The sequence below is a fragment of the Streptomyces sp. B15 genome, from assembly GCF_018070605.1.
Lineage (GTDB): Bacteria > Actinomycetota > Actinomycetes > Streptomycetales > Streptomycetaceae > Streptomyces > Streptomyces smyrnaeus.
The window spans coordinates 1-9,400 of sequence record NZ_JAGPXJ010000155.1 but is presented as its reverse complement, the minus strand read 5'-3'; the positions used below and the strand labels follow the sequence as shown (position 1 = coordinate 9,400).

Sequence of the window (9,400 nt, the reverse complement as noted above, 5' to 3'; positions counted from 1 at the left end):
TGCGCTGCTCGGGGTCCAGTCCCAGATCGCCTGCCCGGGCGTTGCGGGCGCGATCGGCTTCGGTGAACGCCCCCGACATGCCCTCCTGGAGGTCCCAGAACCCCCACGCGAGCGAGGTCGCCGGCAGCCCCAGCGCGCGCCGGTGGTGCGCCAGCGCGTCGAGGAACGCGTTTCCGGCCGCGTAACTGGCCTGTCCCGCGCCGCCGGCCAGCCCCGTCACCGACGAGAACAGCACCAGCGCCGACAGGTCCATCTCCCGTGTGAGGTCGTGCAGCTGCCACGCCGCAGCCGCCTTGGCCCGCAGTACGTCGTCGTACTGCTCCGCAGTGGCCGACTGCACCGTGGCGTCCCGCACCACAGCCGCTGTGTGTACGACAGCGGTCAGCGGATGTTCCGCCGGTACGGACGCGAACAGGGCGGCGAGCTCGGCGCGGTCGCTCGTGTCGCAGGCCACGATCCTTGCCTCGGCGCCGAGTTCGGCCAGTTCGGCCGCGAGCGCCTCGGCTCCGGGCGCCCTGTCCCCGCTCCGGCTGGCCAGCAGCAGTCGCCGCATGCCGTGCCGCTCGGCCAGGTGCCGCGCCACGACCCTGGCGAGCGCCCCCGTGCCTCCAGTGACGAGCACGGTGCCGTCGGGGTCGAGCGGAGGGCGGAAGGTGAGGACGGGAACCGGGCCACCGGCCGGGTCCGGGCCACTCGGGCCGGAGAGGTCCTGTGCCGGCTCGGGGGCGTGCCGCATGTCCCGTGGGACGACCGGCAGGGGGCGCAGCGCCTTCTCACCGAGGAGTGTGAGGAGCGCGCCCGTCGCGTCGGCCTCGCCCCTGGCCCACAGATCGGCCAGGCCGGAACGCCAGTGCGGGGACAGCTCGTCGGCCGCCAAGTCGCCGCTCCCGCTTTCCGGCTCCGCCTCGCGTCGGCCGCTCTCGGCGAGTGCACGGCACGCGGTCAGATAACCGGAGAGGGAGCCGGTGGCCTGGGCGCAGGTCCAGCCGTCGGGCAGTGCGGTGAGCAGGTGGGCTTCGGTCACCGCCGCAGGGGAGAGAGCGGGGAAGAGCCCCAGCACCCGGTCGCCCGGGGCGAACGCGTGGGTCCCGGGGCCGACGGCGGTGACGACGCCCGCGCCGTGCCCGTCCGGTGTGCCGGCGCGGAGAGCGACGCGTATCTGCCCGGCGGACGGCGGAGCTTCGTCCTGGGCGGCGCCGGTCTCCGGGAGGGCCGACGGCCCGGCGGGCTCGTCGTGGACCAGGCGCGGGACGAACAGACGGCCGCCACGCAGGGCGAGTTGGGGCTCGTCGACGTCCGGTGACGCAGCGCCGGGTACGGCGGCCGACGAGGTGTCCGCCTCATCGATGTCGAGCAGGACGAAGCGGTCCGGGTGCTCCGACTGGGCACCGCGCACCAGCCCCCACAGCACGGCGCCCGGGAGGTTGCCCACCCCTTCCCGGCCGCCCACGTCCACGGCGCCGCGAGTGACCAGGACGAGCCGTGCGGCGCTCTCGGGTCCGGCCAGCCACTCCTGGAGCAGCGACAGCGCCTCCCGGCCGCTCGGGTACAGCCGCCCCACCGGATCGTGCCCGGCGGGGGAGGGCCCGAGCGGAGCCAGCACGGTGTCGGGTTCGGGCTCCCCGGCGGCCACGGCGGCGCGGAGCGCTGAGAGATCGGGGTAGCAGGCGGCGCCCGGGAGCGCGGCCCGCAGCGCGGCGGCCGACGGATCGGCGGGGTCGGCGGCCAGGAGGGCCGCTCGCTGAGGGGGCGCGGCGCCGGTCGGGGCGAGCGGGTGCCAATCCAGCCGGAAGAGAGTGTTCCGGGCCGCCAGGCGGGCCTGGTCCAACTGCTCGGACCGCAACGGACGGAGTGTCAGGTCCGCCAGCGCGAGCACCGGCGCCCCCGTGCGGTCGGTCGCGGTCAGGGCGAGCCGGTCGGGTACGTCCGGACTGCGCGTGATGTGTACCCGGAGGCTCTCCGCGCCCGTTGCGTACAGCCGCAGCCCGCTCCAGGAGAACGGCATCCGGATCGCGTCACCGCCCACGTCCCTTCCGCCCTCCCCCTCGGCGTCCGCGAGCGCCGCTTCCAGAGCGTGGGCCTGGAGCGCGGCGTCGAGCAGTACGGGGTGCACCCCGTAGGCGTCCGCCTCCGCCCGCGCGTCCTGGGGCAGCTCCACCTCGGCGTAGACCGAGCCGTCCAGCCGCCAGGCGGCGGTGAGCCCCTGGAAGGCCGCGCCGTAGCTGGAGCCGCGGTCGGCGAGGTCCTGGTACAGATGCTCGGTCGGCAGCGGCTCGGCCCCCGGGGGTGGCCAACTCCCGGCCGGTGCGGCGCCCCCCGTCGGCTCCGTGCTGCTCATGGTGGCCAGAACGCCGGAGGCGTGCCGCGTCCAGGGCGGTGCTTCCTCCGTGCAGTCGTCGCCCGGCACCGGGCGCGAGTGCACGGTGAGGGCACGGTGGCCGTCCTCGTCCGGGGCGGCGACGGCGAGCTGCACCTCGACAGCGCCCTCGTCCGGCACGGTCAGCGGGTCGTGCAGGATCAGCTCCGCCACCTCGGCGCAGCCCGTTCGGTGCGCCGCGTGCAGTGCCAACTCGGCGATCGCCGTACCCGGCACCAGCACGGTGCCCAGCACCCGGTGCTCGGAGAGCCACGGCCGGGTGTGCGCCGACAGGCGGCCGGTGAACAGATGGGCGTCCTGCTCGGCGAGGTGCGCGGCGGCGCCCAGCAGCGGATGCCCGGCGGACGCCAGACCGAGGCTCGCGGCGTCCTGGGGCGTGCTGTCGCGCTCGTCCAGCCAGTAGCGGCGGCGCTGGAAGGCATAGGTGGGCAGGTCGACCATGCGTGGTGTGCACCCGGTGGGGAACCAGCGGGCCCAGTCGAGGGCGACCCCGTGGGTGAAGCCCGAAGCGAGGGCGCGCGCCAGCTGCTCCCTGCCCCCCTCGTCATGGCGCAGCGTGGGCACGGTGACTGCCTCCGCGCCGCACGCCTGAAGCGTGTCCTCCATTCCGAGGGAGAGGACCGGGTGCGGGGCGGCCTCGATGAAGACGCGGTGCCCGTCGCGTACCAGCGCCTCGACGGTCTCGGCGAACCTCACGGGCTCGCGCAGGTTCGTCACCCAGTAGCCGGTGTCCAGCGACGCGGTGTCGACGGGGGCGGCGGTCACGGTGGAGTAGAAGGCGACCGGCGCCGTCCGGGGCTCGATGCCTGCCAGTACCTTGTGCAGTTCGTCGGTGATCCGGTCGACCTGCGGGCCGTGCGAGGCGTAGTCCACGTCGATCAGCCGGGCCCGCAGCCCGTCCGCCTCGGCGCGCGCCACGAGTGCCGTCACGTCGTCGGGCGGGCCGGAGACCACGGTGGCGGAGGGGCCGTTGACCGCCGCGACCCCGGCGCCCGACCCCGCCTGGTCGATCAGCCGCCGGGCTTCGTCGCTGCTCACCCCGAGCGAGGCCATCGCCCCGCCCCCGGCGAGCTGGCGCAGCGCCCGGCTGCGCAGCGCCACGATCCGCGCTCCGTCCTCCAGCGAGAGAGACCCCGCCACACAGGCGGCAGCGATCTCGCCCTGGCTGTGACCGACCACGGCCGCGGGCCGCACCCCGTACTCGGCCCACACCGCAGCCAGCGACACCATCACCGCCCACAGCACCGGCTGCACCACATCCACCCGCGCCAGCTCGGCGCCGTCACCCCGCAGTACGTCCCCCAACGACCAGTCCACATGCGGCTTCAACGCCCGCTCGCACTCCGCGATCCGCACCGCGAACGCGGGCGAGGCATCCAGCAGTTCGACACCCATCCCCACCCACTGCGAACCCTGCCCCGGAAACACCAGGACGGGCCCGGTCCCGGTCGTCAGGGCCGGGGTGCCGGGGTGGACGAGAGCGGGATGCGGTTCTCCGGAGGCCAGCGCTCGGGTTCCGGCCAGGAGTTCGGCACGGTCCCGGCCGACGACCACGGCGCGGTGCTCGAAGACCGAGCGCGTCGTGGCCAGCGACCAGCTCACCTCTGCGGGGGTGAGCTCGGGCTCGGTCCGCAGCCGTTCGGCCAGGGCCGCCGCCTGGCCGCGCAGCCCCTCCGGGGTGCGGGCCGAGAGGACCCACGGGACTGGCCCGGTCGTCCGCGCGGGCTCGGGCGGCGCGTCCCGGCCCTCCGGTACCGGCCCGTCCTGCGGCGCCTCCTCGACGATCACATGGGCGTTCGTACCGCTGATGCCGAAGGCCGAGACGCCGGCCCGCCGGGGCCTCTCCTGACGGGGCCAGTCGGTGCGTTCGGTCAGCAGCTGTACGGCGCCCGCGTCCCAGTCCACGTGCGGGGAGGGCGCGTCGAGGTGGACCGTGGCGGGCAGCACCCCGTGCCGCAGGGCCATCACCATCTTGATCACGCCTGCGGCTCCCGCTGCCGCCTGGGTGTGTCCGAGGTTGGACTTGACCGAGCCGAGCCGCAGCGGCCTGTCCGCGGGTCGGCCCTGGCCGTACGTCGCGAGCAGTGCCCGCGCCTCGATCGGGTCGCCCAGCGTGGTTCCCGTGCCGTGGCCCTCGACCACGTCCACGTCGGAGGCGGTCAACCGGGCGTTGGCCAGGGCCTGTCGGATCACCCTCTCCTGCGAGGGGCCGTTGGGTGCCGTGAGCCCGTTGCTCGCGCCGTCCTGGTTGACGGCGGAGCCCCGGAGCACCGCGAGCACCCGGTGACCGTTGCGGCGCGCGTCCGACAGCCGCTCCAGCACCACCAGTCCGGCCCCCTCCGACCAGCCGGTCCCGTCGGCCGCCGCCGCGAAGGACTTGCACCGCCCGTCGGGAGCCAGCCCCCGCTGCCGCGAGAACTCGATGAAGGCTCCGGCTGTCGCCATCACCGATACCCCGCCCGCCAGCGCGAGGGTGCACTCGCCCTGGCGCAGCGACTGGCAGGCCAGGTGCATCGCGGTCAGCGACGAGGAGCAGGCCGTGTCCACCGTCACCGCCGGCCCCTCCAGGCCGAGTGTGTAGGCGATGCGGCCGGACACCACGCTGCCGAGGTTGCCGGTGCCGACGTACCCCTCGACGTCGCTCGTCAGGTCACCGATGAACGACAGGTAGTCGTGCGAGCTGACCCCGGCGAAGACCCCTGTCTCGCTGCCGCGCAGCGCCTCGCGGGGCAGCCCCGCCCGTTCGAACGCCTCCCACGCGGTCTCCAGCAGCAGCCGCTGCTGCGGGTCCATCGCCACCGCCTCACGCGGACCGATGTCGAAGAACCCGGCGTCGAAGTCGACGGCGTCCGCGCAGAACCCGCCCTCGGTGACGTACGTCGTGCCGTGGTGGTCGGGGTCGGGGTCGTGCAGCGCCTCGGCGTCCCAGCCGCGTTCGGCGGGGAAGCCGCCGATGGCGTCGCCGCCGTCGGCCACCAGCCGCCACAGGTCCTCGGGGGACCGGACGCCGCCGGGGTAGCGGCAGGCCATGCCGACGATCGCGACCGGCTCGGGCTCGGCCGCCGACGCCTCCCGCAGCTGCTGACGCGTCCGGCGCAACTCGGCGGTCACCCACCGCAGGTGTTCGAGAAGCTCTTCCTCTTTCGGCACGGAATCCACGCTCCTCAGGACTTGCCGAACTCGTCGGAGATGAGGTCGAAGATGTCTTCGGCCGTCGCCGTCCGCAGGTCGCCGTGTGCGTCGGAGTGCTCGGCGGCGGAGCCGTTGTGGGTGTCGCCCCACTTCGCCAGCAGCAGTTCCAGCCGCTGCGCCACGCGGCGTCTGGCGGCGCCGTCCAGCGTCTCGGGGGCGCACGCCGCGTCCCACCGGTCGAGCCCGGACAGCAGATGGCCCTCGGACGCGGCCTCGTCGTCGACCAGATGCTCGCGGAGCAGGTCGGCCAGCGCGCTGGGCGACGGATGGTCGAAGACGAGCGTCGGCGGGAGGGCGAGACCGGTGGTGGCGTTGAGCTGGTTGCGCAGTTGGACGGCGGTCAGCGAGTCGAAGCCCAGCTCCTTGAACGGCCTGGCCGGCGACACCTCGTCCGGGCCTCCGTGGCCGAGCACGGCCGCCACATGCGTCTGGACGTGCCGCAGCAGCAGATGCCGCTGCTGCTCGGGCGAGCCGCTGTCGGCGAGTTGGCGGCGCAGCGGCAGATCCGCGGGTTCCTGCCCGCCCTGCCCGTCCTGCGCCCCGGCGCCGGGCTCGCCCTCGGCAGGGGTCGGCCGAGCCAGGTCCGCGAGCAGCGGACTGGGGCGGCGCGTGGTCAGCGCGGCGGCGAACCGCTCCCAGTCGATGTCGGCCACGGCCAGGGCCGTTTCCCGGTCCTCCAGTGCCTGCCCCAGCGCGGCCAGCGCGCCTTCCGGGTCGAGCGGGGCCAGACCCCGGCGCCCGAAATAGGTGACGGCGGTGTCGTCGGCCGCCATCCCGGTGTCGCCCCAAGGACCCCACGCAACGCTGGTCGCGGGCAGCCCGAGGCCGCGGCGGTGCTCGGCGAGGGCGTCGAGGTAGGTGTTGGCTGCGGCGTACGATCCCTGCAGCCCGCTGCCCCAGGCGGCGGCGCCCGAGGAGAACAGCACGAAGGCGCTCAGCTCCTTCTCCCGCGTCAGCTCGTCGAGCAGAGCCGCCGCCTGCGCCTTGGGCCGCAGGATCCCCGCCATGTGCGCCGGGTCGAGGTCCGGGAACGGCATGTTCTCCGGGAGCCCGGCGGCATGGAAGACGGCGGTGAGGGGACGGTCTTCCGGTATGCCGTCGAGGAGCCGCTGCACGGCCGCACGGTCGGCGACGTCGCAGGCGGCGAGGGTGACCTCGGTGCCCGCCCCGCGCAGCTCGGCGGCGAGTTCCCGGGCCCCGGGGGCGTTCGGGCCCCTGCGGCCGGCCAGCAGCAGATGCGGCGCGCCGTTCCTGGCGAGCCAGCGGGCCAGATGCGCGCCGAGCGCGCCTGTGCCGCCGGTGACGAGCGTCGTGCCGGACGGCTGCCAGGCGCCGGCTCCCTCCGGTCCGGCAGCCGGGGCGCGGTGCAGGCGGCGGCAGTAGGTGCCGGTGGGCCGGATGGCCAGCTGATCCTCGCCAGTGCCCTCGGCGAACAGCGCCGCCAGCCGGTCGGGGACGTCCTCGTCGGCCTCGGCCGGCAGGTCGACCAGCCCGCCCCACCGCTGCGGCTCCTCCAGCGCCGCCACCCGGCCGAGCCCCCACGCCTGCGCCTGTACGGGGTGGAGGAGCGGATCGTCCGCCGAGACGGCCACCGCACCCTGCGTCACACACCACACGGCCGCCTCGACCTCGATGTCACCGAGCGCCTGGACCAGCGCCGTGGTCGCGGCCAGGCCCGCCGGTACCTCCGGGTGGTCCGGGTGGGGGTCCTCGTCCAGCGCCAGGAGGCTGAGGATCCTGTCCGGCGGCCGGCTGCCGGCGGCTTCCGACAACCGTTCGGCCAGCTCTTCACGGCAGGCCCCGGCGCGGGTGTCGACCGGCCACGCCTCGGCCGCCGCCCCGCACCGCCGCAGCGCCTCGGAGGCGGTCCGCACGGCCGGGTGCGCGTCGAACCCGGCGGGTACCAGCAGCAACCAGCCGCCGGGGAGCGACGGCGAGTCGCCGCTGCCGTTGCGGTGATGGCCGCCTTCCGTGACCGGGTCGGCCCCGGGCCCCGAGCCGCCGTCCGGGCGTGGCCCGGTGGCGGCATCGTCCAAGGCCGGTACCGGCACCCAGGTGGCGCGGTAGCGCCAGGAGTCGAGCCTGGCCTGTTCGCGGTGGTGGCGTCGCCAGTCGGACAGGATCGGGAGGGCGGGAAGCAGACTGGCCAGCGCCTCCCCGTCGCCGTCGAGCCGGAGCGTGGAGGCGACGGTCTCGGCGTCCTGCTCCTCGATCGCGTGCCACAGCCGGGATTCCGCCGCGTCGCGCAGCCCGTCCGCGGCACCATGCCCGTCGGCGCCGAACCCCGCGGCCGGCGGCGCCACCCAGAACCGACGCCGCTGGAACGCGTACGTCGGCAACGGCACGAAACGCGGACCCGGTTCGGCGGGGAAGACGGCCCGCCAGTCGACCCGGGCCCCGGCGGCGAAGGCGCCCGCCACCGCGCGTACCACCTGGGCCGGATCGCCCCGGTCGCGGTGGAGCGTGGGCACGGCCGCCGCTGCCACCCCCGCCTCCTCGAAGCACTCCTGCATTCCTACGGTCAGCACGGGATGGGTGCTGACCTCGATGAAGAGGCGGTGCCCGTCGTCGAGCAGGGCGCGGATCGTGTCGGCGAACCGTACGCGCTCGCGCAGATTCGTCACCCAGTAGTCGGCGTCCAGTTCGACGGGGTCCAGCGGTCCCGCCGTCACTGCGGAGTAGAAGGCGACATCGGCGTCGGCCGCGGGCAGGATCCCCGAGAGCGTCGCCGTCAACTCGTCACCGATCCGGTCGACCTGCGCGCTGTGCGAGGCGTAGTCCACGTCGATGAGCCGGGCGCGCAACCCCTCGCCGTCGGCCCGTGCCACCACGTCGGCGACCGCCTCCGGCGGCCCCGAGATCACCGTGGACGACGGCCCGTTCACCGCCGCGACTCCCACCGCCCCGGTGTGCCCGTACGCGTCGATCAGCTCCGCCGCACGCTCTTCGCCCACGCCCAGCGACGCCATCGCGCCGCTGCCCGCCAACTCCCGCAGGGCCTGGCTGCGCAGCGCGACGATCCGCGCACCGTCCTCCAGCGGCAGCGCCCCGGCGACGCAGGCGGCGGCGATCTCGCCCTGGCTGTGCCCGACGACCGCTGCCGGGGTCACCCCGTGGTCCGCCCAGACAGCGGCCAGCGACACCATCGTCGCCCACAGCGCGGGCTGCACCACCTCCACGCGCTCCAGACCGGCCCCGCCGTCGGAACCTGTCAGCACCTCGGTCAGCGACCAGTCGACGTACGGCGACAGCGCCCACTCGCACTCGGCCATGCGATCGGCGAACGTCGATGAAGACGCCAGCAGTTCGGCCGCCATGCCGACCCACTGCGAGCCCTGCCCCGGGAAGACCAGCACCGGCCCGCCCGCGTCCGAGGACACCGCTGGGGCGCCCGGATCGAGCACGGTCGGATGCGGCAGACCGGCCGCCAACGCCCGCAGACCGGCGGTCAACTCCGCGCGGTCCTCGCCGACGACCACGGCGCGGTGCTCGAACGCCGACCTGCCGGCCGCCAGCGTCCAGCCCACATCGACGGGGGACAGGTCCGGCTCGGCGGCCACCCGCGCGGCCAGCGCGGCAGCCTGCCCGCGCAGCGCCTCGACGCCGCGCGCCGAGACGGGCCACGGAATCAGGCCCGGCCCGCCCGTTCCGGCCGATTCGGCGGGCACCGGCTCTGCCGCCTCCTCGCCCTCCGGCAGCTGCGGCGCCTGCTCCAACAGCAGATGGGCGTTGGTGCCGCTGATACCGAAGGCCGATACGCCCGCCCGACGCGGATGCCCGCGCTCCGGCCACTCGGCCCGCTCGGTCAGCAGCCGTACGGCACCCGACTCC

Annotated in this window: 2 protein-coding genes; both read right to left on the bottom strand. The window is 75.2% G+C overall.

Annotation, left to right across the window (positions count from 1 at the left end; genetic code table 11):
- On the bottom strand, nucleotides 1-5,527 hold a 5,527-nt coding region (locus KBY19_RS34670), incomplete at its 3' end, for an SDR family NAD(P)-dependent oxidoreductase (protein ID WP_210967426.1).
- Nucleotides 5,528-5,541: 14 nt separating this feature from the next.
- A partial coding sequence (locus KBY19_RS34665; RefSeq protein WP_210967425.1) for an SDR family NAD(P)-dependent oxidoreductase occupies nucleotides 5,542-9,400 on the bottom strand: 3,859 nt, incomplete at its 5' end.